A 24945-nucleotide genomic window follows, 5' to 3' on the forward strand; every position below is an offset into this window, starting at 1 on the left:
AATTCAGTGTCTGGCAACGACAGCTCCGCGCCTGCTGAGGGCGGCTTTTCGCACTTTCTCGATCAGTACCGCTTCAAGATCGCCGGCGACGACGTGCTGCCTTGCGCGGCCACGGATCGGCCTCCGATCGTGTTGGAAACCACACTCGCCTCCGGCGCCGAGGCGATGGTGATGTCGGCCGGAGTCGCCAGTGCCGTCATGAGCGCCGGCGTGCTCAACAAGGCCTCGCTCAACAAGAACAAGAATAAAAACAAGAACAAAAACAAGAACAAGGGCAGCGCTCTTCAATCGGGATCAGGCACTGGATCGCAGGCAAGCCTGATCCCGGCCTTCGAGCTCAGGCGTCTGCACACGTCGCCCTCGCCACATGCGTTCACGGCAGCGCGCAAATTCACCTGGGAGCAGCTCGACATTCCGCTGCCGCCCGGCCCCGACGTCACCCGTCTCGAAACGACAGTCATGCTTTCGCTGCAGGCCCGTGACCGCGAACGCTCGCGTCGCAAGGACGACATCGAGCGCGAGGCGACGCTTGACGTCTCCGACTTCACCAAGCCGCTGGGCATCGACGGCATCAGCGGCTTCGACCAGACCGAGGGCCTGTTCCAGTCGATCCTGACGGCCTGCGAATATGTCGGGCTGATCTACAAGGCAAAATTCAACCGCACCCGACCCAACCAGGTCGAGCCACGCCTGCGGCTCATGCTGCCCAATCCAGCGCACCAGGCCTATCCGAGCAACCACTCGTTCCAGTGCCACTCGATTGCCTTTGCCTTCAACGCCATCCTGCCGGAGCACCCGGCGACGGAGGAGCTGTCGCGCATTGCCCGCAAAGTCGCGGAAAACCGCGAATGGGCAGGCCTGCACTATCCCAGCGACACCAATGGCGGCCGGGCGCTGGCACAGCGCTTCCAGCCATATCTGCGTGACGCCTTCATGGCGAACTATCTCGCCGCACAGCGCGAATGGATCTGAGGGGCGATCATGGCAAACGGCAACACACAGTTCTCCTTCCAGCACCCTCAGTCCTACTACTACCTCTGGCACCTTGCGGCACTCGGCGTGATCGATGCCACCTTCGGGCCGCTGACCCCGGGTGGCGGGGTCGACTACTCCTCGCCCACAATCAACGGCACCGTCTGGGATACGATATCAGAGGCGTTCCCGGCAGCGACGGCTCCTGCGACAGTCGCGCTGATCGACGTCGGCGTCAGCCGCAGCCACCCCAACCTCAAGAGCCGGCTGGACGCGGTGAAGTCGATCGACCTGGTGAGCCACCCCTATGGCGCCAAATATGTCGCCGCCCCTGCCGCCAGCCCCTATGACCCCGAGGTCAAGGCCGCCTTCTTCGCCGGCATCTCCACCGCAGGGCTGGGCACGCTCAACCTGACGGGCCCGGAGACCGCCTATCTCGGCAGCCTGATCGCCGAGCTCGCAGCTTCGGAAGGCGTGCTGCACACGCTGATCGAGGGTGACGAGACCTTTGGCAGCCACGGCACCGCTGTTGCTGGCCTCGTCGTCGGCGAACCGGCGGCAACCGTCGCGCCCAATCCGGCGATCGCCCTGCCCGATGTGCTGATATCAGACGACGGCACTGCCGTGCCGAACCCGAACCGCAACATGCTGCCTTATTTCGGCGTCGACCCGCTGTCGCGGCTGATCTCGATCCGGACCGGCTTCGAGCAGCAGCCCGACCAGTTCATAGCAGCGCTCCTCTATGCCTTTGCCAATGGCGCCGACGTCATCCTGTTGCCGCGCGGCATCCCCGACCCGGTGCGCAGCGTTTTGAATGCCAAGCCGGAGCTCTCTCAAGACCTCGACGACCGTGCCAACTGGGAGCGTGCCGATCTGTTCGCCCGTCTTGAGGAGGCGACGCCGCCGGCAAGCGAGATCAGGCCGCATGCGGTCGGCAAGACCGGCAACCGCGAGATCGCCTGGAACACGCTCGCCAAGCTCATCGTTGCCATCAGCCGCAAGGTGCCCGTGGTCTGCGCGGCCGGTAATGACGGCGAGAGCCAGCTGATCTACCCGGCCAATCTCGCCGCCGCCAACAACGGCATCATCGCCGTCGGCGCGGTGACGCCACATGGCTACCGCTCCGGCTACAGCAACTATGGCGCCAAGCTGACGCTTGTCGCGCCGTCGGACGATTTCGAGATCTATACCAGACACCAGTTGCGCGTCGACCGGACCAACCCGATGGTCGACCAGCACCACTACCATCCGGGCAAGGGCAAGGTCATTCCGCACAGCCATTTCTCGCTGCTGACCACCGACCTGCCCGGCACCTTCGGTTATGCCGGTGGCTCCGACCCCTATTCGTCGATCCTGCCGCCGCTCGACAACCAGGGCATCGGCGGCGGTTACTACACCACCTTCGGCGGGACCTCCGGCGCGGCGGCTCTCGTCGCCGGTGTGGCTGCCCTCACGGCCCGTGCCCACAAGGCAAAGCATGGCGCCGCGGCGAAACTGGACGGCCTGACATCCAAAGCAAACCTCATTGCCGCCTGCGATCAGAATGCTTCTGTCAAGCCGGGCACGACCCCGCTGACGCAGGATCCGATGAACGCCGACAACGAACCGGCGAAGGGCAAGACGTATTTCTTCGGCGCTGGCCTGCTCGATGCCGGCAAGGCGGTCGCGGCAATACTCGCGCCCTGACCGATCGCGTAACTCATGTCGGAATGCATGCTGGGGGGCATGGGCATTCCGGCGCTCAGGCGGCAAAGCCCATCCTCCCCTTTGCCCCTGTCCGCCCCGTCGGTACGGCCGACGGGGCGGTTGCGCTTTCAACGCAGCCAGCGTTCCAGGCGATCCATCGACTCGATCATGTCGTCATGGCTGCCCGCATAGGAAAACCGCATGAAACGGTGCCCTGCGAGCGGGTCAAAATCCCGGCCCGGCGTGGCTGCGACATGCGCCTCGGCCAGCATGCGGCTGGCGAATTCCATGCTGTCATTGGTCAGCCGCGAGACGTCGCAGAAGGCGTAGAACGCACCGTCCATGGGTGCGGCGAAGCTGAAGCCCAGTTCCGGCAGTCTTTTGGCCAGCAGTTCGCGGTTCCAGGCGTAGCGCGCCTTGATCACTTCGAGTTCGTCAGTGACGTTGAACGCCTCGATGGCCGCCACTTGCGACAGCTCAGGCGCCGAGATGTAAAGCGATTGCGCGATGCGCTCGACTGGCCGCACCAGCCGGTCCGGTAGCACCATCCAGCCGATGCGCCAGCCGGTCATGCAGTAATATTTGGAGAACGAGTTGATGACGGTGACGTCACTGTCATAGGTGAGTGCGGTCACATCTGGCGCGCCATAGGCGAGCCTATGGTAGATTTCGTCCGAAATCACCGCGATCCCGAGTTCGCGCGCGGTATCGACAAGCGCCTTGAGGTCGCCGGCCGGCACGACGGCACCGGTCGGGTTGGCGGGGCTTGCAAACAAGACGCCTTTCAGCGGCTTCTGCGCATGTGCTGTGCGCAGGTGCTCGGCATGGAGGTAGGCCGCGCCCTCCAGCTCGATCTCGACCACGTCGAGCCCAAGAGCGCCCATGATGTTGCGATAGGCAGGATAGCCGGGCGCCGCGATCGCCACCCGGTCGCCGGCATCGAACATTGCCAGGAATGCGAGATTGAAGGCCGCGGACGAGCCGGTGGTGACGGCGATTCGCGAAACCGGCACATCGATGCGGTAATGCTCGGCATAATGTGCCGAGATCGCCTTGCGCAGATCGGAAAGCCCGAGCGCGTCGGTGTAGCCGATACGGCCGAGTTTGAGCGCGGCTGCCGCGGCGTCACGCACCCGCTGCGGCGCCGGATCGGAGGGTTGGCCGACAGCCATCGAAATGACCGGCGCGCCCAACGCCCTGAGCCTGTTGGCCTCGGCCAGAATGTCCATCGCATGGAAGGGCTCGACTTCGCCGCGCCGTGAAATCGCAACCGCCATTTTCGTTCACTTTCTACTGTCGCCCGCCAGGCAATGTGCCGCACAAATGCCTGATTGATATGGGGATCACAAGTTGATGAGTTTCTTGAACCAGCCTTTTCACAGCCCGACGGCTCGTTTACGAGTGTTTCCCGCTATGCAGAGCATCACAAGTCTTTCGCGTTTCGTCGCAAGATCAACGCGCGCAGTCACTGCGCTTGCGCTGTCGGCCGGGCTTGCTCTCGGCACAATGGGAACTGCCCATGCACAGGGTGTTCCGATCGTCCGCGACGCCGAGATCGAAGCCCTGGTGCGCGACTATGCCCGGCCGATTCTCAAGGCGGCGGGGCTTGCCAATTCGAACATCAACATCGTGCTCGTCAACGACCCGGCCTTCAACGCCTTCGTTGCCGGCCGGCGCATGTTCATCAACACCGGCGCACTGATGACGGCCGAGACGCCGAACGAGATCATCGGCGTCATCGCCCATGAAGCCGGCCACATCGCCGGCGGCCACCAGGAGCGCCTGCGCGACCAGTTGGCGCGTGCCCAGACGATGGCGATCGTCGCCGCCCTGCTTGGCGCCGGTGCCATGGTCGCAGGTGCAGCGAGTGACGCAAAGGGCCTTGGTGCTGCGGGCGCCGGCGTCGTCGCCGGCGGTTCAGAAATGGCACGGCGCAGCCTGCTCGGCTACCAGCGCACGGAAGAAGTCACCGCCGATCGTTCGGCGATCACCTATCTCAATGCCACCGGCCAGTCGGCGCAGGGCATGCTGAAGACATTCCAGCGCTTCCAGAACGCACTGTCGCTGTCGGGCGCGCGCGTCGATCCATACCAGGTCAGCCACCCGATGCCGCGCGAGCGCATCGCCAATCTCGAGACGCTGGCGCGCGAAAGCCCCTATTTCGACAAGAAGGATTCCGAGGCGCTGCAGCAGCGGCACGACATGATGCGTGTCAAGATCGCCGCCTACACCCAAGGGCAGGCCGCCACTTCACGACTGCTGCGCGGCACCGACGGTCTCGCCTCGCGCTATGGCGACGCCCAGTCGACCTATCTTTTCGGCGATCTGCGTTCGGCGCTGAGCAAGACAGATGCGCTGATCAAGTCGCAGCCGAAAAACGCCTACTTCCACGAGCTGCGCGGCGACATCCTGATGAAGTCGAACAAGCCCGCGGCCGCAGCCGAGGCCTATACCAACGCTGTCCGCCTCGACACGGCGAAATCAGGTATCCTGCCGATCCAACTCGGCCAGACCTATCTCGCCATGGGCACGCCCGACGCGCTGAAGAAGGCTGTCGTCGAAATCCGCAAGGGCCTCGACCGCGACCGCGAGAACGCCTCGGGCTATCGCTACCTCGCTCAAGCCTACGGCATGCTCGGCGACGTCGCCGACGCCGACCTTGCCACCGCCGACGGTCACTACTACAGCGGCGCCTATCAGGACGCGAAAATCTTTGCGATGCGAGCCCAGCAGAAGCTCAAGCCAGGCTCGCCGGGCTGGGTCCGCGCGCAGGACATCATCAACTACAAAGCGCCGAGCAAGAAAAAGAAGTGAACTTTCTTTCGGCGGACAGCGACACACAGCGCCGCGCGTCATCCGGACGCGCAAAGGACGCTGTAGAACTTTAAACCTGATGCATGCCCCTTGCCAAAAATCGTTTCAGATTTTCGGAGGCATGCATAAGCCGAAACGGCTGGAGACCAAGGGACCATGAAAAAAGCACTTCTTCTCGGCACGACCGGCATCGCCGTCGCCCTCGCCATGCTGGCCTTCGGCCTCGCCGGTTCGCCAAATGCCGCACATGCGGAAACAGCGGCTACCACGGCCCTCGACAAGAAGCAGGTCGAGACGATCGTGCGCGACTACCTGCTCAACAACCCTGAACTGCTGCTCGAAATGCAGGGCGCTCTCGAAGCCAAGCAGAAGGAAGAGCAGCGCATCGCCAGCCTGAGCGTGATCAAGGAGAGCAAGGACGAAATCTTCAACTCGAAGTTCGACGGCATCGTCGGCAATCCCGACGGCAAGATCACTATCGTCGAGTTCTACGACTACAATTGCGGATACTGCAAACGCGCCCAGGCCGACATGAACGCGCTGGTCAAGACCAACCCCGACCTGCGCTTCGTGCTCAAGGAGTTCCCGATCCTCGGCCCGGACTCTCAGAAGGCCCATGTCGTGTCGATGGCCTTCCGCAAGTTGATGCCCGAGAAGTACGGCGAGTTCCACGACAAGCTGCTCGGCGGCGAAGGTCGCGCCGGCGAGGACAGCGCCATCAAGCTGGCGCTCGAGCTCGGTGCCGACGAGGCCAAGCTGCGCGAGGCGATGAAGGACCCCACGATCGGCGAAGCCTTCAACCGCACCTACGATCTCGCCAACAAGCTGCAGATCAGCGGCACGCCATCCTATGTCGTCGGCAACGAGGTCGTCTTCGGCGCACTCGGCCAGGATGTGCTGGCGGAAAAGATCGCCGCGGCAGCCGCCTGCCAGGCAAATTCCACCTGCTGAGCAAGCTTTGTTCAGCGCGAGCCGTTGTGGACAGCGCAAGAAGTCGCTTGCGCTCTTTCCGCGACGGCTTATGCCGATTATAGAGGGTCCGCCGCGCCAGAGAGGATCTGGCGGGTGGAAAGGTCTTTAATTTGAAAACGGTTTACGTCCTCAACGGTCCGAACCTTAACATGCTGGGCAAACGCGAGCCCGGGATTTATGGCGGCAAGACCCTGGCCGACATCGAAGCCGACTGCCAGGCGGCAGCCGCCTCGCTCGGCCTTGCGATCGAATTCCGCCAATCGAACCACGAGGGCGTCCTGGTCGACTGGATCCACGAGGCCGGCGAAAAAGCTGTCGGCATCGTGCTCAATGCAGGCGCCTACACCCACACCTCGATCGCGCTGCAGGACGCCATTCGTGCCGTCTCGCCCTTGCCGGTCGCCGAGGTGCACCTTTCCAACATCCACGCCCGCGAGCCGTTCCGCCACAAATCGATGGTGGCACCAGTGGCCGTGGGCATGATCTGCGGCTTCGGACCGCTCGGATACACGCTGGCGCTGCAGGCGCTGGCCGCCCGGCTCTGACCGGAAACAGGAAGAGAAAAGGCTAGAACATGGCGACGAAGAAGACCGATGGTGTTGATCAGCAGCTGGTCCGCGACCTCGCAGGGATCCTGAACGATACCAACCTGACCGAGATCGAAGTCGAACTCGGCGATCTCAAGGTGCGCGTGTCGCGCCAGGCAGCGGCTGCCGTCCAGGCTTACGCCGCGCCGGCGCCTCTCCCGCTTGCAGCCGCCGCACCGGTGGCCGCAGCGGCTGCCGCTGCCCCGGCTGCTGCCGTCGACAGCTCGAAGAACGCAGTGCCCTCGCCGATGGTCGGCACCGCCTATCTCGCGCCGTCGCCGGATGCCAAGCCGTTCATCGAGATCGGTTCGGTGGTCAAGGAAGGCCAGACGCTGCTGATCATCGAAGCGATGAAGACGATGAACCAGATTCCGTCACCGCGCTCCGGCACGGTCAAGGCGATCCTCATCGAAGACGCGCAGCCTGTCGAATACGGCATGCCGCTCGTCGTCGTCGAGTAAGCCGGAAGGCTGCGCGCAATGTTTCAGAAAATCCTGATCGCCAATCGCGGCGAAATCGCCCTCAGAGTGCTGCGCGCGGCCAAGGAGCTCGGCATCCAGACGGTTGCCGTGCACTCCACCGCCGACGCCGACGCCATGCATGTGCGCCTCGCCGACGAAAGCGTCTGCATCGGACCGCCGCCGTCGCGCGACAGCTATCTCAACATCCATCAGATCGTCGCGGCCTGCGAGATAACAGGCGCCGACGCCGTGCATCCGGGCTATGGCTTCCTGTCGGAGAACGCCAAGTTCGCCGACATCCTGGCTGCGCACAACATCACCTTCATCGGTCCCTCGGGCGACCACATCCGCATCATGGGCGACAAGATCGAAGCCAAGCGCACCGCAAAGCGCCTCGGCATCCCGGTCGTGCCCGGCTCGGAAGGTGCCGTCAGCGACGAGAAAGAAGCCAAGCGCGTCGCTGCCGAGATCGGCTATCCCGTCATCATCAAGGCATCCGCCGGCGGCGGTGGCCGCGGCATGAAAGTCGCGCTGACCGAAGCCGACCTCGAGATGGCGCTCGCCACGGCGCGCTCGGAAGCCGGTGCCGCCTTCGGCGACGACGCCGTCTACATCGAAAAGTACCTGCAGAAGCCGCGCCACATCGAAGTGCAGATTTTCGGCGACGGCGCCGGCAAGGGCGTCCATCTCGGCGAACGCGATTGTTCTTTGCAGCGCCGCCATCAAAAGGTCTGGGAAGAGGCCAATTCGCCCGCCCTCAACAGCGAAGAGCGCTCGCGCATCGGCGACATCTGCGCCAACGCGGTGGCCAATCTCGGCTATTCCGGCGCCGGTACGATCGAGTTCCTCTACGAGAACGGCGAGTTCTACTTCATCGAGATGAACACCCGCCTTCAGGTCGAGCACACGATCACCGAAGCGATCACCGGCATCGACCTCGTGCACGAGCAGATTCGCGTCGCCTCGGGCGGCGGCCTGTCGGTCACCCAGAACGACATCCGCTTCCACGGCCATGCCATCGAGTGCCGCATCAACGCCGAGGATCCACGCACCTTCGTGCCCTCGCCCGGCACGATTACGCATTTCCACACGCCCGGCGGCCTCGGCATCCGTGTCGATTCAGGCGTCTATTCCGGCTACCGGATCCCGCCATACTACGACAGCCTGATCGGCAAGCTGATCGTGCACGGCCGCAATCGCGTCGAATGCATGATGCGTCTCCGGCGCGCGCTCGATGAATTCGTGGTAGATGGTATCAAGACGACGTTGCCGCTGTTCCGCGAGCTTGTCGGTAACCCCGACATCGCAAATGGCGACTACGACATCCACTGGCTGGAAAAACATCTCGCGAAAGGCGAGTAGAATGAGGGTCGCATGACCCGACCTTATGCGCCCGGCTACGGCATACCCACGGACCTTCTTCTGAAGGCCTATGCGTCGGGCGTCTTTCCCATGGCAGAAAGCGCGTCGGATCCGGAAGTGTTCTGGGTCCGGCCCGAGACACGCGGCATCATCCCCTTCGACGGCTTCCATGTGCCGCACAGCCTCGCCAAGACGATCCGGCAGGGCCATTTCGAGATCCGCTTCGACAGCGACTTCGAAGGCGTCATCGACGCCTGCGCCGAACGGCGCGCAGGCCGCCTGTCGACATGGATCAACGCGCCGATCCGCGAGGCCTACACCCACCTTCACCGGATCGGCAACGCCCACTCCGTCGAGGCCTGGCGCGACGGCGAGTTGGTCGGCGGGCTCTACGGTGTCTCCCTGGGCCGCGCCTTCTTCGGCGAAAGCATGTTCTCACGCGAGACAGATGCGTCCAAGGTGTGCCTCGTCCACCTGGTGCAGCGGCTCAGAGAACGCGGCTTCCTGCTGCTCGATACGCAGTTCACAACCGATCACCTGAAGCGCTTCGGTGCGGTCGACGTGCCACGCGACAAATACGAGAAGCTGCTCGCCAAGGCGCTCCTCGGCGAAGCCACCTTCACGCCCTGAGGGCAAGCTAGCTCTTCGTCTGAGCCGCTTGCGTTATCGGCGTCTGGGCGTGGAACATCATCTTCCAGCCCTGCAGGCGATGGACGTAGCCCGTGCTCACCAGCGCCTGGTACGGCTCGCCATCTTCACGGATTGCCTTGGCCTCGTATGTCAGCATGACGATGTCGCTGCCCGGTTCGACGATTCCTTGCACCTTCATCTCGAGATTGCGCCAGCGGCGCGGCTTGGTCGCGGTGGCGGCAAGCTCGGCATTGCTCATCACGCCCGCCATCTCGGGAAAAGCGACAAGGCACTCCCTGTCGGCGTTTTCGGCAAAAAACTCCTGGTTCCCGGTCCAGAATTCCCGTTCGAGCTCAAGCAGTTCGTCACGGTTGACGGTCACGGCACGATCCTCCGCTGGCGTTGCTCACGACGCCAAACGTCAGGGGCCCCAAGCGGTTCCGAAAAAGGCTCAGTTGGTCTTGGCGGCTTCCGGAGCCGGAACGTCCGACTTCTGCTTGCAGGCCTTCAGCCAGACGTCATAGACGGCGTGCTCGACGGCGTTGAGGCCCGGGCTTTCGGCAAACATCCAGCCGGTGAAGATGCGCCTGATCTTGCGGTCGAGGGTGATCTCGTCGACTTCGACGAAGGAATCGGTCTTCGGCTCTTCGTTCTCGGGCCTGGAATAGCAGACGCGCGGCGTCACCTGCAGCGCGCCGAACTGCACGGTCTCGTCGACATAGACGTCGAAGGTGATGATGCGGCCGGTGATCTTGTCGATGCCGGCAAACTCGGCAACCGCGTTCTTGATCCGCTGCGGCGGGGCCGCGACCTTGGGTGCTGCCTGTGTCTCTGCAGGAGCAGGCTGGGCCTGATCGGGAGCAGGCTGCCCCTCACCCGGCAAGGGTGGGACGTCGATGGCAGGCAGATCGTCACCTTGCTCGACCTGCTGATCGAGCGGCAGCCGCTCGATGCTGTCCTGGGCCGTTGCCTGGCCAAGCGCTGCGCACAGCGTTGCCGCCACAAGTAGGGTTTTCGCCTTCGATCGTCCGCTCGACGGAATCCGGCCAGGAAAAATCATTCAGTCGTTACCGCCGTTGCGCCCGGAGTGTGTCCCACTCGCTGATTCCCACGCGCCAAGGCTAATCGCCTGACGCCAATGGGCAAGGAGTTAGCCGCCAATTGTGGCGACAAATGTCCGCGCCGTTAAGCTGTCTGTCTTAAGCGCCGGGCGTCCAGGCGTCGTAGTCGCCGGTGACCTGCGGGCGATGCGTATTGCCCAGCACCGAACCCTTCGGGCGGTAGGCGCCGCCGGTGCCGGTCAGATTCGGCTGATGCGGCTTCTGCCAGTCACGCGGAATGTAGTTGTCGCTCGGCGGCGCCACGTCGACACGATGGTGCATCCAGCCGTGCCAGCCGGGCGGAATCGTCGAGGCTTCGGCATAACCGTTGTAGATCACCCAGCGGCGCGTGCGGCCTTCCGAATCCTTGCCGCCTTCATAGTAGACGTTGCCGAACTCGTCCTGGCCCACCTTGGTGCCTTTGCGCCAGGTGTGGAAACGCGTGCCAAGGGTCTGGCCGTTCCACCAGGTGAAAAACTGGACAAGGAATTTCTTCATCGGATCCTCGCGGCAGGCGCGTCGAAAGTCTCCTGCTTATGGCGTCACGCCGGCGCGAAGGCAAGAGATTAGACGCCGCAACCTGGTGCCTGCGACGATTGGCAGACGATCCATCAACACCTACTGTTCACGGTGAGCACCAGAATGGACGCAATCCATGCCCTTCATGCAGATCCTCGAAATGCTGAGCATGCTGGTGACGATCTTCGGCCTGCCGCTGGCGATCTTCATCTTCGTCTTCGAACAGCGCAAGGCGCGGGTCAACGAAGAGGAAGAAATCTACCAGATGCTCTCAGACGGCTACACCAACTTCCTGACGCTGTCGCTCAACCATTCCGACCTCTACCTGCAATCGCAGACCGCAACGAAGGACCTGACGGCCGAACAAAAGGACCGGCTGCTCGCCATGTTCGCAATCCTGATCTCCCTGTTCGAACGTGCCTATCTCGTCGCCTACGAACCCGGCATGTCCGATCGCAAGCGCCGCCGCTGGGCATCCTGGGAGGATTTCATGCGCGAATGGTGCCGGCGCGAGGATTTTCGCAACGCCCTGCCCCAGCTCCTGCCAGGCGAAGACCCCGCGTTCGCCGTCTACATCAGGCGCCTTGCGCAGGAAGAGGCAGAGCCGCGCTCGTCCTGATGGACGATGCCATTTCGCACTTGCTCACGTTTTCATCTCGCACTTGCAAAGTAATTAGCCGGTCCTTAAAGGACTCTCGCCCTGACAGGGCTCACGGACCGGCCTTGGCCGGAAACGTCGAGGGAGGAAAAGACATGGCTTCCGACGCGCCTGCGGCTGCCGGCCGCATCACGCCCGCCGCTCTGCTGGCCCGCAAGGGCAAGGAGCCCATCGTCTGTCTCACCGCTTACACCTATCCGATCGCCCGGCTGCTCGATCCGCATGTCGATCTGCTGCTCGTCGGTGACAGCGTTGCGATGGTGCTGCATGGCCATCCCAACACGCTGGGCGCGACGATGGACATGATGGTCGCCCACGGCCAGGCGGTGATGCGCGGCGCGTCCCGCGCCTGCGTCGTCGTCGACATGCCCGCCGGCAGCTACGAGGACAGCGTCGAAAACGCCGTCACTTCCGCCGGCCGCATCATGCGCGAAACCGGCTGCGATGCCGTCAAGCTCGAAGGCGGCGTGGCAATTGCCGCGCAGATCGCAGCCATCGTCGCATCAGGCATTCCCGTCATGGGCCATATCGGGCTGTTGCCGCAGTCGGTCGAAAAGGAAGGCGGCTACAAGATCAAGGGCCGCTCCGAGGCCAATGCCGAGGCGCTTTATGCCGATGCCAGGGCGGTCGAGGCGGCGGGCGCCTTTTCGGTCGTCATCGAAGGCACCGTCGAGCCGGTTGCGGCCGAGATCACCCGGCGCATCACTATTCCCACCGTCGGCATCGGCGCCAGCCCCGCTTGCGACGGCCAAGTGCTGGTCATCGATGACGCCATTGGCCTGACCGTCGACCGGGTGCCCAAATTCGTCAAGGAATACGCGCATTTGCGCGATGTCGTCGCTGACGCCGCCGCGTCCTACGCTCGCGACGTCCGCAGCCGCGCCTTTCCCGGCCCCGAGCACCTGTTTTCGCTGAACAAGGACAAGGCATGACCATTGTCGTCGAAACCATCGCCGCCCTCCGCGCCCAGGTGCGGGCATGGCGTGCCGAAGGACTGAAGGTCGCGCTGGTGCCGACAATGGGCGCGCTGCATGACGGCCATGTCTCGCTGATGCGTGCCGCCCTTGAGCGCGCCGACCGTTGCGTCGTCTCGATCTTCGTCAATCCGCGCCAGTTTGCGCCGACCGAAGACCTCGACAAATATCCGCGCCAGTTGGCGCTCGACCTCGACAGGCTGGAAAAGGCGGGCGTCCACCTCGCCTTCACGCCCGGTGTCGAGGAGGTCTACCCGCAAGGCTTTGCCACCTCGATCTCGGTCGGCGGCCCGTCGGCCGGGCTCGAGACCGATTTCCGGCCGGCTTTCTTCGACGGCGTCGCCACCGTCGTCGGCAAGCTGTTCATCCAGTCGGAGCCCGACCTCGCCGTGTTCGGCGAGAAGGACTACCAGCAGCTCTGCGTGGTGAAGAAGCTTGTGCAGGACCTGAACCTGCCGCTGGAGATCGTGGGCTCGCCGACGATCCGCGACAGCGAGGGCCTCGCCATGTCGTCGCGCAACGCCTATCTCAGCGCCCAGGAACTCGAGATCGCGCGCCGATTGAACAAGATCCTGCGCAAGGCAGCGTCCGCCCTTGAAGGCGGTGCCGACGAGGCGGTGACGATGGCCGCCGCGCGGCAGGACGTGCTGGAAGCCGGATTCGATGCCGTCGACTATGTCGCCGCGCGCCAAAGCGACACGCTCGCGCCATGGCAACGCGACACGGACGGTCGAGTGCTGGTTGCGGCCCGCCTCGGCAAGACGCGTCTCATCGACAATGTCGAGATTTCGGCCAGCTAAGTCCGGCCTGTATCAGCCCAGCTTCTTCTCGAAGATCAGCGCCGGAATGCCGGACTGGTCGGCGCCGCAATTGGCAGTCGCACCGGCATGGGCGAAACCATTTGCTTCGTAGAAGGCAATGGCGCCTGCATTTGCCTCTTCCACTTCGAGCCGCAACATGCGCGCCTCGGGAAAGCACTGTTCGATCTCGTCGAGCAGCAGCCGACCGACGCCGGCCCGCTGGTGGCGCGGCAGCACATAAAGTTGGTGCAGCATGACTGTCTTGGCGTCACCGGATGCCGCCGCGAAGGCCATGCCGGCGATGGTCTTGCCGTCGTCGGCAACAAGAAACTCGGAATTCGGCCGCGTCAGCCGCGCCTTGAGCGACGCCAGCGAATGCCACTCTGCCGTGATTTCATCGACCCGCTCGACGCCATAGATGGCGTCGTAGGTCGCGTGCCACGTGTCGGCGAGCAGCGCCTTGATCGTCTCAAGGTCGCGCTCGCTCGCCGTGCGTACGAACATCGCTATTCCTCGATGCCGAGCTTGGCCTTGACCAGGTCGTTGACCGCCTGCGGATTGGCCTTGCCGCCGGTCGCCTTCATCACCTGGCCGACGAACCAGCCGGCCATTGTCGGCTTGGCGCGGGCCTGGTCGGCCTTGTCGGGGTTGGCGGCGATGACGTCGTCGACGGCCTTTTCGATGGCGCCGGTGTCGGTCACCTGCTTCATGCCGCGGCTCTCGACCAGCTCCTTGGGGTCGCCGCCCTCGTTCCAGACGATCTCGAACAGGTCCTTGGCGATCTTGCCGGAGATCGTGCCTTCCTTGATCAGGTCAATGATGGCACCGAGCTGATCCGGAGAAACAGGTGCGTTTTCGATATCCTTGCCGGCCTTGTTGAGCGCGCCGAGCAGATCGTTGATGACCCAGTTGGCGGCCGCCTTGCCGTCGCGGCCGCTTGCCACCTTCTCAAAATAGTCGGCGATCGACTTTTCGGAAACCAGAATCGAGGCGTCATAGACCGACAGGCCGAGCGAGGTGACCAGGCGATCCTTCTTGTCGTCGGGCAGCTCGACGAGGTCCTTGGCGAGCGCGTCGACATAGGCCTGGTCGAATTCCAGCGGCAGAAGGTCCGGATCGGGGAAATAGCGGTAGTCGTGCGCCTCTTCCTTCGAGCGCATCGAACGCGTCTCGCCCTTGTTCGGGTCGAACAGGCGGGTTTCCTGGTCGATCTTGCCGCCATCCTCGAGAATGGCGATCTGGCGACGTGCCTCATATTCGATAGCCTGGCCGACGAAACGGATCGAGTTGACGTTCTTGATCTCGCAGCGCGTACCGAACTCGCCACCCGGACGACGCACCGAAACGTTGACGTCGGCGCGCATCGAGCCCTCGTCCATGTTGCCGTCGCAGGTGCCGAGATAACGCACGATGGTGCGCAGCTTGGTGACATAGGCCTTTGCCTCGTCCGACGAGCGCATGTCCGGCTTGGAGACGATCTCCATCAGCGCCACGCCCGAACGGTTGAGGTCGACGTAAGACATTGTCGGATGCTGGTCGTGGATCGACTTGCCGGCGTCCTGTTCGAGATGCAGGCGCTCGATGCCAATCTCGATGTCCTCGAACTCGCCCTTGCGGTCAGGGCCGACGGAGATGGTGATCTTGCCCTCGCCGACGATCGGCTGCTTGAACTGTGAGATCTGATAGCCCTGCGGCAGATCGGGATAGAAGTAGTTCTTGCGGTCGAACACCGACTTCAGGTTGATCTGCGCCTTGAGGCCGAGGCCGGTGCGGATCGCCTGCTTGACGCATTCCTCGTTGATGACGGGCAGCATGCCGGGCATTGCCGCGTCGACCAGGCTGACATTGGCGTTGGGCTCGGCGCCGAACGCGGTCGACGCACCGGAGAACAGCTTGGCTTCCGAAGTGACCTGGGCATGGACCTCCAGGCCGATGATGACCTCCCAGTCACCGGTGGCACCGGAAATGAAGCGCTTGGCGTCGGGCGTGCGGGTATCGATGAGGGACATGGCGGCCTGCGTCATTGGATCGAGAAGATGCGGATCGAGAAGTACGAAACGCATAGTTTAGTGTGCGCCTTCGCTAGTGCAAACAGCCAATGGAGGCAAGCGCTGCCTGCGCGGCAAGGCTGCGGCTTGCGTTCTCATCTCGCTTCAGGACATCGCTTCGGCGGCGACAAGGCCTCTTGGCAGGTCGACCTTGACCACAAGCCCGGTCGGCCTGTTGTCGTCGAGCGCTATCCTGCCGCCATGGCCGTGCACGATGTCGGCGACGATCGACAAGCCCAGGCCGAAGCCGCGCCTGGCGCTCGCGCCGCGTGAGGCGTCGACCTTGTAGAAGGGTTCGAATACACGCGCCCGCACCGTTTCGGGGATTCCGGGGCCGTTGTCGCTGACCTCGATCAGCACCGCGTCGTCGGTGGCGGTCAGCACCACCTCGACATTGGGCGCGAACTTGACGCTGTTGTCGCAGAGATTTGTTCGTCATTGGCTGTGGCGCGATCTGCTGCCCAAGCCGTATCCGGGGCGAGAATCCCGATGACCATAACCGCCAGCGACATGCGGAAAGCAACCGGTGCAGTATCTATATTTGCGGACATGCGTACTCCGAAGCCTGAGATGGGCGCCCCGCCCCACCGGGCGTTGCACCCGACGCGACCAGTCATCCCAATTCGGAACCCGTGCCGGTATGAAGTAATGTCAAGTCTTGTTGCAGCGATGCCGGCATCGGCAACAGATCCGCCAGCCAGCAACCCGACCGCGCGGGTCGGTGGGCTGGCATTTCGCCTGCTTCGTTGCTATATCCTGGCCATCCCTATGGAGTGTGGATGTTCTATTCGTCTGAGCCCTGCTGAGGCCCCAGCCTTCTCCTGAAGGCGGGGCATGAAAACCTGAAACCCCGTGCCGTGAGTTCTCGCGGCGGCGGCATTTTTCTTTGGCCCATCGGCCAGGTTTTCCAGGACTCATCAAGAATGGACATCTCGCGCACGGAACAGCGCATCCTCCACCTGCTCGCCCAGGGCGGACGTATCGAAATCGAGAAGAACGACAAGAGCAAGATCGAGGCAGCCATCTGCCTCACCCGCGATGGCTGGCGCTATCCGGGCTTCGATCTCGACCTTTTCAGGAAACTGAAGCGAAAGAAGGCTGTTTCTTCTTCCGATGGCGGCCCCTATCGCATCACACGGCGCGGACTCGAACTCGTCCGCTCCGAACTCGACAACAGGTAAAAGGCGGCATCGCCGGCCGGGATCAGTCCTGGCCGGCGCAAGCCCTGCGTGCTCCTGAGCTCAGGCGGTGGCGATGTAGGCCTTGATTTCCTCTGCCTCCCGCTCGACATCCTCGATGCGGCGCTTGACCACGTCGCCGATCGACACGATGCCGTAGAGATAACCGTCGCGCTCGACAGGTAGGTGGCGGAATCGGCCGACCGTCATGATCTCCATGACCTGGTTAACCGTGTGGTTCTCGTTGCAGATCTTGACCTTGGGGGTCATCACGTCGCGCACCGCCTTTTCAAGGGCGGCACCACCTTCCTTGCCGATGATACGGACGACGTCGCGCTCGGACAGGATGCCGACGATCTTGCGGTCGCCATTGGTCACGACCAGGGCACCGATACGGTGTTCGGCAAGAATGCGAACCGCTTCCGACAGCTGTACATTGGGCCCAATGGTAAAAACGTCGTGGCCCTTCTTCTCGAGAATTGCCTTCACAGTCATCGTGGCCTCCTGCTGCTGTCGATCAGTCAAAACACTCCATGCCGGCCCACCGGGCCAACTGCATCGTGCGCTGCATTGGGTCGCATTTCAAGTAAAACGCGCTCAGGCAAACTCGCGCCTGCGGTCGAAAAACCTGATGCCCAGAAAGCCCGCCAGGAAGCCGCCTATATGGGCTTCCCAAGCGATCTGATTGTCGACGCCAGGGGTGAAACCGACGATCCCGGTGACTAGGTTGATGACCATCCACACGCCCAAGAAGGTCATTGCCGTCCGTGAGCGGAAGACATCGCGGATCGGCAGCGGCGCGCCTGCAAAAGCCGGCTTGCCTTGCGAACGGTCGACCTGGAAGCTGAAACGCGCGGCAGCCCCCATCATGCCTGAAATCGCGCCCGAGGCGCCGACGAGCGGCGAGGCATCGGTCGAATGCAGCACATAGTGCAGCGCCACCGCCGCAAGCGTCGTGACGGCGAAGAACGCCGAGAACCGAGCGACCCCGAGTCGGTTGGCAAGCGGCGAGCCGAACGCTGCCAACCACACCATGTTGATGATCAGGTGGGCGAAGCCGCCATGCAGGAAGGCATAGGTCAGCGGGCTGGTGAAAGCCCAGATTTCGAGATCATATTGGCCCGAATAGCGGATCGGAATGAAAGCTGCCCGTACCACCAGGGCAAAATCCTGGTCGGAGCTGAGGACATAGACACGGATCAGATGGATCGCCACGCAGGCGCCGATGATCGCAATGACGATGGCTGGCAGGTTGAACACCGGTTCGCGGCGCTGCGGCTCGGCCTCGATGATCTCAGGCGCGTCGTTCTGTCTTGCTGGTTCGCTCATGCACTTCCGATTCGTTTGTGGTCCGGCGTGCGCCAGCCTCGTTCCATCTAGTGCAGGCCGGCCGAAAGCGCAAAAAAGAAGCCGCCCAGGGTTGCCCCTGGACGGCTGGTCGAGCCCCCCTGCCCGTCCCCAAAAGTAACTCTTGACTGAAGTGCTGCCGACCGCGCCTGCGCGGCCACTTCATGGAGTGAATGGAACGTGCCACGTAAGCCTGGGCACAGCAACGTAAACCCTTTGTTAACCTTAACGATCCCGACCCGTTAACAACTGTTACCAAGACTGGCACGCGTCCTGCTCCGCGCCTCATGTAGTCCTCAAGAATGAAGCGATTCTGTCCAGAGATGGCACATCAGGCACAGAAACGCTCGGAGCGGAGCAATATGAAACAGAAAGGATCGCTGGCACTGTTCCAATATTGGAACCGCCTTCGCGACGGCCGACCCGCACCTAAACGGACGGAAGTCGAGCCGGCCGAGATCAAGGCCCTGCTTGCAGACACTTTCATCCTCGAGCGCGACACCCGCGGCGAAGCGGTCTTCCGCCTCGCCGGCACCCGGCTGTGCGCCACCTTCGGCCGCGAGCTCAAGGGCTTTTCGTTCCCCTCGCTGTGGCGTCAGAAGGACCAAAGGCTGATGGCACGCCTTGCCTATGGTGTGTTCCAGCAGAAGTCCGTGGTGGTAATCAACTTCGAAGGCTTCACCTCCAGCCTGCGCGCAACGAGCTTCGAAATGCTTCTGCTGCCGCTCGATGGCGGCATCGAAAACCCGCGCAGCCTGGGCGTCCTGTCGAGCGTCGACCGGCCGTTCTGGCTCGGCTCCGATCCGCTCACCGATGCCTCCATCGAAAGCGTGCGCGTCGTCGATCCGGACCTGGAGCCGATGTTCCTCAAGAACCGTCCGGCGGTCACCGTGCCATCGCTCGCACCGAGCGATAGCGCCCTTTCCGGCGAGCCGAGCCCGCTCGATGGCGCGCGCCGGATACGCCACCTGTTCGTTCTCGAAGGCGGACGCGAAGAATAGCGCAAGCGGGCGACCCCAGAGGCCCGCTGCTAGGCGTTTTGTTAACCTCTTTGGCTCTAGTTTCGCCCAATAGCTCCCCGATGCGGTTCGGCGGGAGTTTGCAGATATGAGGGTAACATGAGGCCAGCGGCGATTGACTACGCGCCGTCACGGGCGGAACGACGCAACTTCCAGCGCGTCCGCGTGAAGATCTATGGTCGCTTCATGCTCGAGGATCGAACCGAGCATGCCGGCCAGGTCGTCGACATGTCGCCCGGCAACGTCGCCTTCCGCACCGACCGCTCAGGCGCCGCAGGCGAAAAAGTCATTGCCTATATCGACCATATCGGCCGCGTCGAGGGCGTCATCACCCGCACGCTATCGGACGGCTTCGCCATGACCGTCATCGCCTCCGAGCGCAAGAAGGACAAGCTGGCGGCCCAGTTGACCTGGCTTGCCAACAAGCACGAACTCGACCTGCCGGAAGACCGCCGCCACGAGCGCGTCGCCCCGCGCAATCCGATCAGCGCGCTGCAGCTCATGGATGGCCGGCAATATCCCTGCCGCATCATCGACCTGTCGCTCTCAGGTGCTGCCATCGAGATCGAGGTTAAGCCGGCGATCGGCGTCCAGGTCACGCTCGGCACCATGCGGGGCCAGATCGTCCGCCACTTCGAAGACGGCGTCGCCATCGAATTCGCCGTCATCCAGCGCCCCGAATCGCTCGACACCGAGTTCAACCGCCCGCGCACCTGACTGCGCCCAGTTTTCATAAAAAGGCACAGCCTGACCTTCCGCCGAAGGTCAGGCTGTTTGTATTTTGACCCAGGCACATCCGAAAGCGCACAAGCGTAGCGTTCCAGAACAACGGCAGCGGCTCGAATGCTGTTTCATTCCAGCACAGACAAGCCCGCGACTGCCTCTCCGGCGTCACCTCCCCGGCATCACGCTCCTCACCATCACAGCATGGATCCTCGGGGCAGGCCTCTGGGATGACGAAGCGGAGAGGCAGCTCCGGACAAACCGGGCTTGCCACCCAAGCCCGCGAAACAGGTCATGCCACTCGGACCTGATTGCCCGATCCCTGCGGCACGCAGCGTCGTCATGCCAAATTCGATAAAAATGTAATCAAATTTTCCGCAAGTTTTATTCTTATTCTATTCTTTGTTTCCGCAATTTCTCTTTTGTTTTTACTCAACATCTACTTCGCAGTTTTGCGTCAAATAAATCCGGACCTGTCATTGTCACCTCAAACGGGGAGACAACAAAATGAACATGCGTCGGGGATGGCTTCTGCTTCTGGCCACGACAATTCAGGCAGGCGCCGTCAGCGCCGCCATGGCGACACCGGCAGTCATGCAGACCAACGGCCGCACCACCCAGCCGGTCGGCCACTATGAGCTGTGCAAGCGCTCGCCGATCGAGTGCAATGAAAAGACCGCAAGCAGCAAGCCGGTCGAGCTGACCCGCAGCCTGTGGAAGGCGATGATTGCCATCAACGACAAGGTCAACACCGACGTCGCGCCGCGCACCGACATGGAAATGTGGGGCCAGGAAGAAGTCTGGTCCTATCCCGACAACGGCGCCGGCGACTGCGAGGACTATGTTCTGGAAAAGCGCCGCAACCTGATGGAGCTGGGCGTCCCCGCCGGCAATCTGCTGATCACCGTCGTGCGCCAGCCCAATGGCGACGGCCATGCAGTCCTGACGGTGCGAACCAGCCTCGGCGAATACATCCTCGACAACCTCGACACGCGGGTCCAGGCCTGGGACGAGACCGAATACACCTATCTCAAGCGCCAGTCGGAGCGGAATTCGGGCGTCTGGATTGCGATCAACGACGGCCGCGCCGACGCGGTGGCGTCGGTTCGCTAAGCGCAGCAGCCCCGGGCGCGCCCTATGAGAGGCGCGCCAAGGCAGCCGCAGCCCTATGAATCGGTGCATGGCATTCCGAAAATCGGCCCCGGTTTTCGGGGGCATGCGCTGGTGAGAAAACCCGGTCGCGTCCCCACCCTCCCCGTCCCCAACGACCGGGTCTAGGAGCCGGCCCATCCCCGGGCCGGCTCCGCCTTTTCAGGCAAGCCAGAGTGCAAACGAAATGCCGCCGGGCAAGGTGGTCTGGCTCAAGATAAGCCCGCGGTCGCGGGGATGAGTTTCCCTGGCTGCGAAAATGCCGAAACGCAGCGGCTGTGTTCAGAAGCCTGGCGTCGCTGCGCCGCGCGGCGCAGCCTTCGCGAGTCGGCCGTCTCGCCTAGTCCTCGCGCTTCTTCAGCCCGCCGGAAAACCGGCGCTGGTTGGCGACGTAATCGTCCGCGGACTTGCGCAGCCGGTCGGCGGCTGCGTCATCGAGTGTGCGGATCACCTTGGCGGGGGAGCCGACAATCAGCGAATTGTCGGGAAATTCCTTGCCTTCTGTCACCAGTGCACCGGCACCGACAAGGCAGTTCCTGCCGATCCTGGCGCCATTGAGCACGATCGCGCCCATGCCGATCAGCGAATTGTCGCCGACCGTGCAGCCATGCAGGATAGCCCTGTGGCCGATGGTACAGCCCTCGCCGATTGTGAGCGGAAAGCCCGGATCGGTGTGCATTACCGTATGTTCCTGGACATTGCTGCGGGCGCCGATGGTGATCGGCTCGCGGTCGCCGCGGATGGCTGTCCCGAACCAAATGCCGACGTCGCGCCCGATCCTGACATCGCCAACCACCGCCGCATCGGGCGCGATCCAGCTGGTGGCGCGGTCCTCGAACTGCGGCTCGACCCCGTCGATTGCGTAAAGCGGCATCGTCAATTCCTTTTCTTTGGCGCGCGCAACCTATGGAGCGCATCGCCACAAGGCAAGCGTGCAACACAGCCTTAACGCGCCATTAACCATGCGCACGCAATGTCGAACAGATATCGGGCTCCCGAACGAACGGGAGCTGGGGTTACCGGCCCGGCAAGGCGCATGACGCGAAGGCAAATGCCAGCCGTGGCCGCTCTGGAGACATCAGATGAAGCAAGAGACGGCCGACAATTCCGGTTTCGACGTCGTCGATTCGGCGCTGATGATGAAGGTCTTCTACGGCTTTGCCGTGCTCGCCATACTTTCGGTGGCGATCAGTCTGGGCGGCCGCTGGTTCGGCCAGACCATCGCCATGGCCGGCTACACAGATGAGGTCGCACCGCGCGAAATCGTCATCGGCAACGACGTCATTTCAGCCCCCGCCAACATGATCCGCTTCGAGAAGGCCCGCCGCGACGGCATTGCCGGGCGCCTCGATCTCTATCTGCGCTGGCCCGAAATGGACGGCTACAGCGAGGCGGCACGGCCGGCATTCAACAATCTCGACGGCCACAAGCGCATCGTCTTTCTCAGCCTAGAACCGCGCATGATGACCCGCGACATGAGCGGCCGTCTTGCGCCAATCTACAGCGAACTGACCGTCAAGCCGGGCGTACCGGGCCCCGAAGGCATGACGCTGTTCGGCTTCACCGAGAACTCAGGCTATCTCAACGAGGTGCTTGCGGTTGCCGCGCGCAACGGCGAACCACCCTTCGTCGCTCGCTGCCTCAGCGGCACGGAGGCTGAGGAATCGCTCGCGCCTTGCGAGCGCGACGTCTTCGTCGGCAAGGATCTGAGCCTGACCTACAGATTTCCGAGGGAGCTTCTGGGAGAGTGGCGTGCGCTGGACCGGGCGGTGATCGCCAAGGCGAATGCCATGCTGCACGTGAAGTAGCTGCCGCGCGAACGTCGCCGCGCGGCGCAGGGGCCGAGCGATTGGTCAGCCCAGATCGACGTCGAGGATCGCCATCGAGAAATTGTAGTCGCCGTCGTCCTCGTCCTTGAAAACGATGCCGAGGAATTCGTCGCCGATATAGACCTCAGCCGAGTCGTCCTTGCGCGGACGTGCCTTGACCTGAAGGTTGGGGTTCTGGAACTGACGCTTGAAATAGGCGTCGAGTTTTCGGATTTCTTCCGGCTTCAACTGGCTTCTCCGGCTTGTCGTTAAGAGACGCGCTTCTGACACGCCAACCATGGCGCTGTAAAGGCAAGGCTTGGCTTACCCCCGCGCAAATCGCGCCAGCGCCCGTCACGGGCGCCGGCACGCAATCTCAGATATCGAAGCTGACGACGTGATCCATGGTCTGCGACGGCAGCAGCTGGTCCATCTGGCTCGACGGTCGGTCGCAGCCGGTTTCGCCGACGACGCGCGCCGGAACACCTGCCACCGTCTTGTTGTGCGGCACCGGCGACAGCACCACCGAACCCGCGGCGATCTTGGAGCAGTGGCCGACCTCGATGTTGCCGAGGATCTTGGCGCCGGCGCCGATCAGCACGCCGTAGCGAATCTTTGGGTGGCGGTCGCCCCCGGCCTTGCCGGTGCCGCCCAGCGTCACGCCATGCAGGATCGAGACGTCGTCCTCGACGACGGCGGTTTCACCGACGACGAGACCGGTGGCATGATCGATGAAGATGCCCTTGCCCATGCGCGCGGCCGGGTTGATGTCGGTCTGGAACACCGAGGACGAGCGGCTCTGCAGATAGAGCGCGAAATCCTTGCGGCCGCGGTTCCACAGCCAGTGCGCCAGGCGATGCGTCTGGATGGCGTGGAAGCCCTTGAAGTAGAGCACGGGCATCAGATAGCGGTCGCAGGCGGGATCGCGATCGTAATAGGCCTGGATGTCGGTGCGCACCGTGTCGCTCCACTCCGGCCGATCTTCCAGCATGGCATAGAAGGTCTGGCGGATCAGGTCGGCGCCGAGATCCTGATGCGCCAGGCGCTCGGCCAGACGGTGGATCACCGCTTCCTCGAGCGTGTCCTGGTTCAGGATCGTGGCATAAAGAAATGCCGCCAGCAGCGGGTCGCCCGCAACCGCATCGGTCGCTTCGTCACGCACCGATCGCCAGATCGGATCGACCGGCTTCACCGAGCTTGGGCGCGCTGCGGATATGGTGTTCATCGACGGTCTCCGTTCACTGCCGGCTTGTGCATTCCCGCGCGGGACATATAAGCCAGATGTTAGCACGATTGAACTCAATTTTCCTTAGTGCTCGATCAAGTGGATTTGGTTCGCGGATATTCAAGGCGCCATGGAAACTGAACCCTTGCTGGTCACGACGGCCGGTGGCGTTGCCACGATCGTCATCAACCGCCCGTCGCGCAAGAACGCCGTCACCCAGGCGATGTGGGTCGACCTGGCCCGTCATGTCCTCCTGTTGTCGTCCAATCCCGACATCCGTGTCATCGTCCTCAGCGGCGCGGGCCAGGACTTTTCCGCCGGCGCCGACATCTCCGAATTCGATACATTGCGCGGCGATGCCGACAGTGCACGCGCCTATGAGGCGACAAATTCGGCGGCCTTCGCCGCCCTGCGCAACAGCGCCATTCCCGTCATCGCGGCGATCCGCGGCATCTGCTTCGGCGGCGGCTTCGGCCTGGCGGCGGCCTGCGACCTGCGCATCGCCACGCCGGACGCCCTGTTTGCCGTGCCCGCGGCACGCCTTGGCCTCGCCTACCCGCAGGACGCGATGGGCGACATCGTCTGGGCCGCCGGACCGCAGATGGCGAGATATCTCACCTACACCGCCGGCCGCATCGATGCGCAGGCAGCCCTCTCTGCAGGGTTCCTGCTCGAAACCGTCGAACCCGAGCGTTTCGATGCCCGCGTCGGCGAGATCAGCAGGACAATTGCCGAGAATGCGCCCCTGTCGGTGCGCGCCTCCAAGGCGGCAATCCGCGCGGTGTTGAGCCGTGACGCAGGCGACACAGCCCTTGCCCGGGCCGCCGGCGACGCCACCTTTCTCAGTGACGACTATGCCGAGGGCCGCGCCGCCTTTGCCGGCCGGCGCACACCCGTGTTCAAGGGGCGGTGA

General features: G+C 63.2%; 29 protein-coding genes. 17 read left to right on the plus strand and 12 right to left on the minus strand.

The features are described from left to right. The first annotated feature begins 6 nt into the window (after nucleotides 1–6). Both Amn_RS15910 and Amn_RS15915 read left to right on the plus strand, forming a co-directional pair. Entirely contained in the window at nucleotides 7–972 is a 966-nt protein-coding gene (locus tag Amn_RS15910; RefSeq protein WP_249925985.1) for a phosphatase PAP2 family protein, read from the plus strand. A gap of 9 nt (nucleotides 973–981) precedes the next feature. Next, nucleotides 982–2658 carry a S8 family serine peptidase gene (locus Amn_RS15915; protein ID WP_286290348.1) on the plus strand — a complete coding sequence of 559 codons (1677 nt, stop codon included), beginning with the start codon at nucleotides 982–984 and terminating at the stop codon, nucleotides 2656–2658. Nucleotides 2659–2786: 128 nt separating this feature from the next. Here the strand turns inward: Amn_RS15915 and Amn_RS15920 are convergent, their stop codons facing one another. Continuing rightward, nucleotides 2787–3935, minus strand: coding sequence for a pyridoxal phosphate-dependent aminotransferase (locus Amn_RS15920; RefSeq protein WP_154384033.1), 1149 nt, complete (start codon nucleotides 3933–3935; stop codon nucleotides 2787–2789). A gap of 136 nt (nucleotides 3936–4071) precedes the next feature. Between Amn_RS15920 and Amn_RS15925 the strand changes: the two genes are divergently transcribed. The 6 genes from Amn_RS15925 to aat all read left to right on the plus strand — a co-directional run bounded on the left by Amn_RS15925 (nucleotide 4072) and on the right by aat (nucleotide 9484). Further along, nucleotides 4072–5472 (plus strand): M48 family metalloprotease, encoded by a 1401-nt coding sequence (locus tag Amn_RS15925; protein WP_067961565.1) that lies wholly within the window; start codon nucleotides 4072–4074, stop codon nucleotides 5470–5472. A gap of 156 nt (nucleotides 5473–5628) precedes the next feature. Then, the gene (locus Amn_RS15930) at nucleotides 5629–6423 is read left to right on the plus strand and encodes a DsbA family protein (protein ID WP_286290356.1); all 795 of its coding nucleotides are present in this window, start codon (nucleotides 5629–5631) and stop codon (nucleotides 6421–6423) included. A gap of 131 nt (nucleotides 6424–6554) precedes the next feature. Then, nucleotides 6555–6989: a type II 3-dehydroquinate dehydratase gene (gene aroQ, locus Amn_RS15935; RefSeq protein WP_182574102.1), complete on the plus strand. Its 435-nt coding sequence runs from the start codon at nucleotides 6555–6557 to the stop codon at nucleotides 6987–6989. Between the two features lie 29 nt (nucleotides 6990–7018). Continuing rightward, on the plus strand, nucleotides 7019–7492 hold the full coding sequence (gene accB, locus Amn_RS15940) for an acetyl-CoA carboxylase biotin carboxyl carrier protein (RefSeq protein ID WP_067961559.1): 474 nt from the start codon (nucleotides 7019–7021) through the stop codon (nucleotides 7490–7492). Nucleotides 7493–7510: 18 nt separating this feature from the next. After that, the gene (gene accC, locus Amn_RS15945) at nucleotides 7511–8854 is read left to right on the plus strand and encodes an acetyl-CoA carboxylase biotin carboxylase subunit (RefSeq protein WP_067961557.1); all 1344 of its coding nucleotides are present in this window, start codon (nucleotides 7511–7513) and stop codon (nucleotides 8852–8854) included. A gap of 12 nt (nucleotides 8855–8866) precedes the next feature. Continuing rightward, on the plus strand, nucleotides 8867–9484 hold the full coding sequence (gene aat / locus Amn_RS15950; RefSeq protein ID WP_067961555.1) for a leucyl/phenylalanyl-tRNA--protein transferase: 618 nt from the start codon (nucleotides 8867–8869) through the stop codon (nucleotides 9482–9484). A gap of 7 nt (nucleotides 9485–9491) precedes the next feature. Here the strand turns inward: aat and Amn_RS15955 are convergent, their stop codons facing one another. From Amn_RS15955 to Amn_RS15965, 3 genes are all read right to left on the minus strand, one after another. After that, nucleotides 9492–9866 carry a hypothetical protein gene (locus tag Amn_RS15955; RefSeq protein WP_067961552.1) on the minus strand — a complete coding sequence of 125 codons (375 nt, stop codon included), beginning with the start codon at nucleotides 9864–9866 and terminating at the stop codon, nucleotides 9492–9494. 69 nt (nucleotides 9867–9935) lie between these two features. Beyond that, nucleotides 9936–10367 (minus strand): DUF2155 domain-containing protein, encoded by a 432-nt coding sequence (locus Amn_RS15960; protein WP_154384240.1) that lies wholly within the window; start codon nucleotides 10365–10367, stop codon nucleotides 9936–9938. Nucleotides 10368–10683: 316 nt separating this feature from the next. Beyond that, on the minus strand, nucleotides 10684–11082 hold the full coding sequence (locus tag Amn_RS15965; protein ID WP_286290363.1) for an NADH:ubiquinone oxidoreductase subunit NDUFA12: 399 nt from the start codon (nucleotides 11080–11082) through the stop codon (nucleotides 10684–10686). A gap of 157 nt (nucleotides 11083–11239) precedes the next feature. On the opposite strand from Amn_RS15965, the gene Amn_RS15970 reads away from it, so the two are divergent. The 3 genes from Amn_RS15970 to panC all read left to right on the plus strand — a co-directional run bounded on the left by Amn_RS15970 (nucleotide 11240) and on the right by panC (nucleotide 13535). After that, nucleotides 11240–11722: a hypothetical protein gene (locus Amn_RS15970; RefSeq protein WP_286290364.1), complete on the plus strand. Its 483-nt coding sequence runs from the start codon at nucleotides 11240–11242 to the stop codon at nucleotides 11720–11722. 134 nt (nucleotides 11723–11856) lie between these two features. After that, a complete protein-coding gene (gene panB, locus Amn_RS15975; protein ID WP_067961546.1) occupies nucleotides 11857–12693 on the plus strand; it encodes a 3-methyl-2-oxobutanoate hydroxymethyltransferase in 837 nt (278 codons plus the stop codon). After that, entirely contained in the window at nucleotides 12690–13535 is an 846-nt protein-coding gene (gene panC, locus Amn_RS15980; RefSeq protein ID WP_154384032.1) for a pantoate--beta-alanine ligase, read from the plus strand. The genes panB and panC overlap by 4 nt, the downstream gene beginning before the upstream one ends. Nucleotides 13536–13547: 12 nt before the next feature. On the opposite strand, the gene Amn_RS15985 is transcribed toward panC, so the two are convergent. The 3 genes from Amn_RS15985 to Amn_RS15995 all read right to left on the minus strand — a co-directional run bounded on the left by Amn_RS15985 (nucleotide 13548) and on the right by Amn_RS15995 (nucleotide 15967). Beyond that, complete coding sequence (locus tag Amn_RS15985) at nucleotides 13548–14039, minus strand: GNAT family N-acetyltransferase (protein ID WP_067961543.1); 492 nt, start codon at nucleotides 14037–14039, stop codon at nucleotides 13548–13550. A 2-nt stretch (nucleotides 14040–14041) separates the two neighbouring features. Then, nucleotides 14042–15544 (minus strand): Asp-tRNA(Asn)/Glu-tRNA(Gln) amidotransferase subunit GatB, encoded by a 1503-nt coding sequence (gatB, locus tag Amn_RS15990; protein WP_067966460.1) that lies wholly within the window; start codon nucleotides 15542–15544, stop codon nucleotides 14042–14044. 144 nt (nucleotides 15545–15688) lie between these two features. Continuing rightward, complete coding sequence (locus Amn_RS15995; RefSeq protein WP_246786989.1) at nucleotides 15689–15967, minus strand: sensor histidine kinase; 279 nt, start codon at nucleotides 15965–15967, stop codon at nucleotides 15689–15691. Between the two features lie 539 nt (nucleotides 15968–16506). Between Amn_RS15995 and Amn_RS16000 the strand changes: the two genes are divergently transcribed. Then, the gene (locus Amn_RS16000) at nucleotides 16507–16764 is read left to right on the plus strand and encodes a YjhX family toxin (protein ID WP_067961539.1); all 258 of its coding nucleotides are present in this window, start codon (nucleotides 16507–16509) and stop codon (nucleotides 16762–16764) included. A 60-nt stretch (nucleotides 16765–16824) separates the two neighbouring features. On the opposite strand, the gene Amn_RS16005 is transcribed toward Amn_RS16000, so the two are convergent. After that, a complete protein-coding gene (locus Amn_RS16005; protein WP_067961538.1) occupies nucleotides 16825–17256 on the minus strand; it encodes a CBS domain-containing protein in 432 nt (143 codons plus the stop codon). 102 nt (nucleotides 17257–17358) lie between these two features. Next, entirely contained in the window at nucleotides 17359–18090 is a 732-nt protein-coding gene (locus Amn_RS16010) for a rhomboid family intramembrane serine protease (RefSeq protein ID WP_154384031.1), read from the minus strand. 380 nt (nucleotides 18091–18470) lie between these two features. On the opposite strand from Amn_RS16010, the gene Amn_RS16015 reads away from it, so the two are divergent. The 3 genes from Amn_RS16015 (at nucleotide 18471) to Amn_RS16025 (ending at nucleotide 20963) form a co-directional block, all read left to right on the plus strand. Beyond that, the gene (locus Amn_RS16015; protein WP_067961534.1) at nucleotides 18471–19109 is read left to right on the plus strand and encodes a PAS domain-containing protein; all 639 of its coding nucleotides are present in this window, start codon (nucleotides 18471–18473) and stop codon (nucleotides 19107–19109) included. A gap of 117 nt (nucleotides 19110–19226) precedes the next feature. Beyond that, on the plus strand, nucleotides 19227–19844 hold the full coding sequence (locus tag Amn_RS16020; RefSeq protein ID WP_067961533.1) for a PilZ domain-containing protein: 618 nt from the start codon (nucleotides 19227–19229) through the stop codon (nucleotides 19842–19844). A gap of 513 nt (nucleotides 19845–20357) precedes the next feature. Beyond that, the gene (locus Amn_RS16025; RefSeq protein WP_286290378.1) at nucleotides 20358–20963 is read left to right on the plus strand and encodes a transglutaminase-like cysteine peptidase; all 606 of its coding nucleotides are present in this window, start codon (nucleotides 20358–20360) and stop codon (nucleotides 20961–20963) included. Between the two features lie 376 nt (nucleotides 20964–21339). Here Amn_RS16025 and Amn_RS16030 read toward each other — a convergent pair whose 3' ends face one another. After that, a complete protein-coding gene (locus tag Amn_RS16030; protein ID WP_067961529.1) occupies nucleotides 21340–21873 on the minus strand; it encodes a gamma carbonic anhydrase family protein in 534 nt (177 codons plus the stop codon). 208 nt (nucleotides 21874–22081) lie between these two features. Between Amn_RS16030 and Amn_RS16035 the strand changes: the two genes are divergently transcribed. Beyond that, entirely contained in the window at nucleotides 22082–22807 is a 726-nt protein-coding gene (locus Amn_RS16035; protein ID WP_067961527.1) for a hypothetical protein, read from the plus strand. A gap of 45 nt (nucleotides 22808–22852) precedes the next feature. Here Amn_RS16035 and Amn_RS16040 read toward each other — a convergent pair whose 3' ends face one another. Both Amn_RS16040 and cysE read right to left on the minus strand, forming a co-directional pair. Then, complete coding sequence (locus Amn_RS16040) at nucleotides 22853–23056, minus strand: DUF3126 family protein (protein ID WP_067961526.1); 204 nt, start codon at nucleotides 23054–23056, stop codon at nucleotides 22853–22855. A 127-nt stretch (nucleotides 23057–23183) separates the two neighbouring features. Beyond that, entirely contained in the window at nucleotides 23184–24032 is an 849-nt protein-coding gene (gene cysE / locus Amn_RS16045; protein ID WP_067961524.1) for a serine O-acetyltransferase, read from the minus strand. Between the two features lie 130 nt (nucleotides 24033–24162). On the opposite strand from cysE, the gene Amn_RS16050 reads away from it, so the two are divergent. Beyond that, nucleotides 24163–24945, plus strand: a complete 783-nt coding sequence (locus Amn_RS16050) for an enoyl-CoA hydratase-related protein (RefSeq protein WP_286290383.1) — start codon at nucleotides 24163–24165, stop codon at nucleotides 24943–24945.

The sequence above is a fragment of the Aminobacter sp. Y103A genome (assembly GCF_030294925.1).
Taxonomy (GTDB): Bacteria; Pseudomonadota; Alphaproteobacteria; order Rhizobiales; family Rhizobiaceae; genus Aminobacter; species Aminobacter ciceronei.

Bases quoted from the DNA above. Each gene is read 5' to 3' on its own strand.
- Amn_RS15930 (WP_286290356.1), top strand. From the start codon at position 5,629: ATGAAAAAAGCACTTCTTCTCGGCACGACCGGCATCGCCGTCGCCCTC.
- Amn_RS15965 (WP_286290363.1), bottom strand. From the start codon at position 11,082: ATGAAGAAATTCCTTGTCCAGTTTTTCACCTGGTGGAACGGCCAGACC.
- gatB (WP_067966460.1), bottom strand. From the start codon at position 15,544: ATGTCCCTCATCGATACCCGCACGCCCGACGCCAAGCGCTTCATTTCC.
- Amn_RS16020 (WP_067961533.1), top strand. From the start codon at position 19,227: ATGAGGCCAGCGGCGATTGACTACGCGCCGTCACGGGCGGAACGACGC.
- Amn_RS16000 (WP_067961539.1), top strand. From the start codon at position 16,507: ATGGACATCTCGCGCACGGAACAGCGCATCCTCCACCTGCTCGCCCAG.
- aat (WP_067961555.1), top strand. From the start codon at position 8,867: ATGACCCGACCTTATGCGCCCGGCTACGGCATACCCACGGACCTTCTT.
- Amn_RS15915 (WP_286290348.1), top strand. From the start codon at position 982: ATGGCAAACGGCAACACACAGTTCTCCTTCCAGCACCCTCAGTCCTAC.
- Amn_RS15985 (WP_067961543.1), bottom strand. From the start codon at position 14,039: ATGTTCGTACGCACGGCGAGCGAGCGCGACCTTGAGACGATCAAGGCG.
- Amn_RS15925 (WP_067961565.1), top strand. From the start codon at position 4,072: ATGCAGAGCATCACAAGTCTTTCGCGTTTCGTCGCAAGATCAACGCGC.
- Amn_RS16050 (WP_286290383.1), top strand. From the start codon at position 24,163: ATGGAAACTGAACCCTTGCTGGTCACGACGGCCGGTGGCGTTGCCACG.
- Amn_RS16005 (WP_067961538.1), bottom strand. From the start codon at position 17,256: ATGACTGTGAAGGCAATTCTCGAGAAGAAGGGCCACGACGTTTTTACC.
- Amn_RS16025 (WP_286290378.1), top strand. From the start codon at position 20,358: ATGAACATGCGTCGGGGATGGCTTCTGCTTCTGGCCACGACAATTCAG.
- cysE (WP_067961524.1), bottom strand. From the start codon at position 24,032: ATGAACACCATATCCGCAGCGCGCCCAAGCTCGGTGAAGCCGGTCGAT.
- panB (WP_067961546.1), top strand. From the start codon at position 11,857: ATGGCTTCCGACGCGCCTGCGGCTGCCGGCCGCATCACGCCCGCCGCT.
- Amn_RS16010 (WP_154384031.1), bottom strand. From the start codon at position 18,090: ATGAGCGAACCAGCAAGACAGAACGACGCGCCTGAGATCATCGAGGCC.
- Amn_RS15970 (WP_286290364.1), top strand. From the start codon at position 11,240: ATGCCCTTCATGCAGATCCTCGAAATGCTGAGCATGCTGGTGACGATC.
- Amn_RS16035 (WP_067961527.1), top strand. From the start codon at position 22,082: ATGAAGCAAGAGACGGCCGACAATTCCGGTTTCGACGTCGTCGATTCG.
- Amn_RS16030 (WP_067961529.1), bottom strand. From the start codon at position 21,873: ATGCCGCTTTACGCAATCGACGGGGTCGAGCCGCAGTTCGAGGACCGC.
- accC (WP_067961557.1), top strand. From the start codon at position 7,511: ATGTTTCAGAAAATCCTGATCGCCAATCGCGGCGAAATCGCCCTCAGA.
- Amn_RS15920 (WP_154384033.1), bottom strand. From the start codon at position 3,935: ATGGCGGTTGCGATTTCACGGCGCGGCGAAGTCGAGCCCTTCCATGCG.
- accB (WP_067961559.1), top strand. From the start codon at position 7,019: ATGGCGACGAAGAAGACCGATGGTGTTGATCAGCAGCTGGTCCGCGAC.
- Amn_RS16015 (WP_067961534.1), top strand. From the start codon at position 18,471: ATGAAACAGAAAGGATCGCTGGCACTGTTCCAATATTGGAACCGCCTT.
- panC (WP_154384032.1), top strand. From the start codon at position 12,690: ATGACCATTGTCGTCGAAACCATCGCCGCCCTCCGCGCCCAGGTGCGG.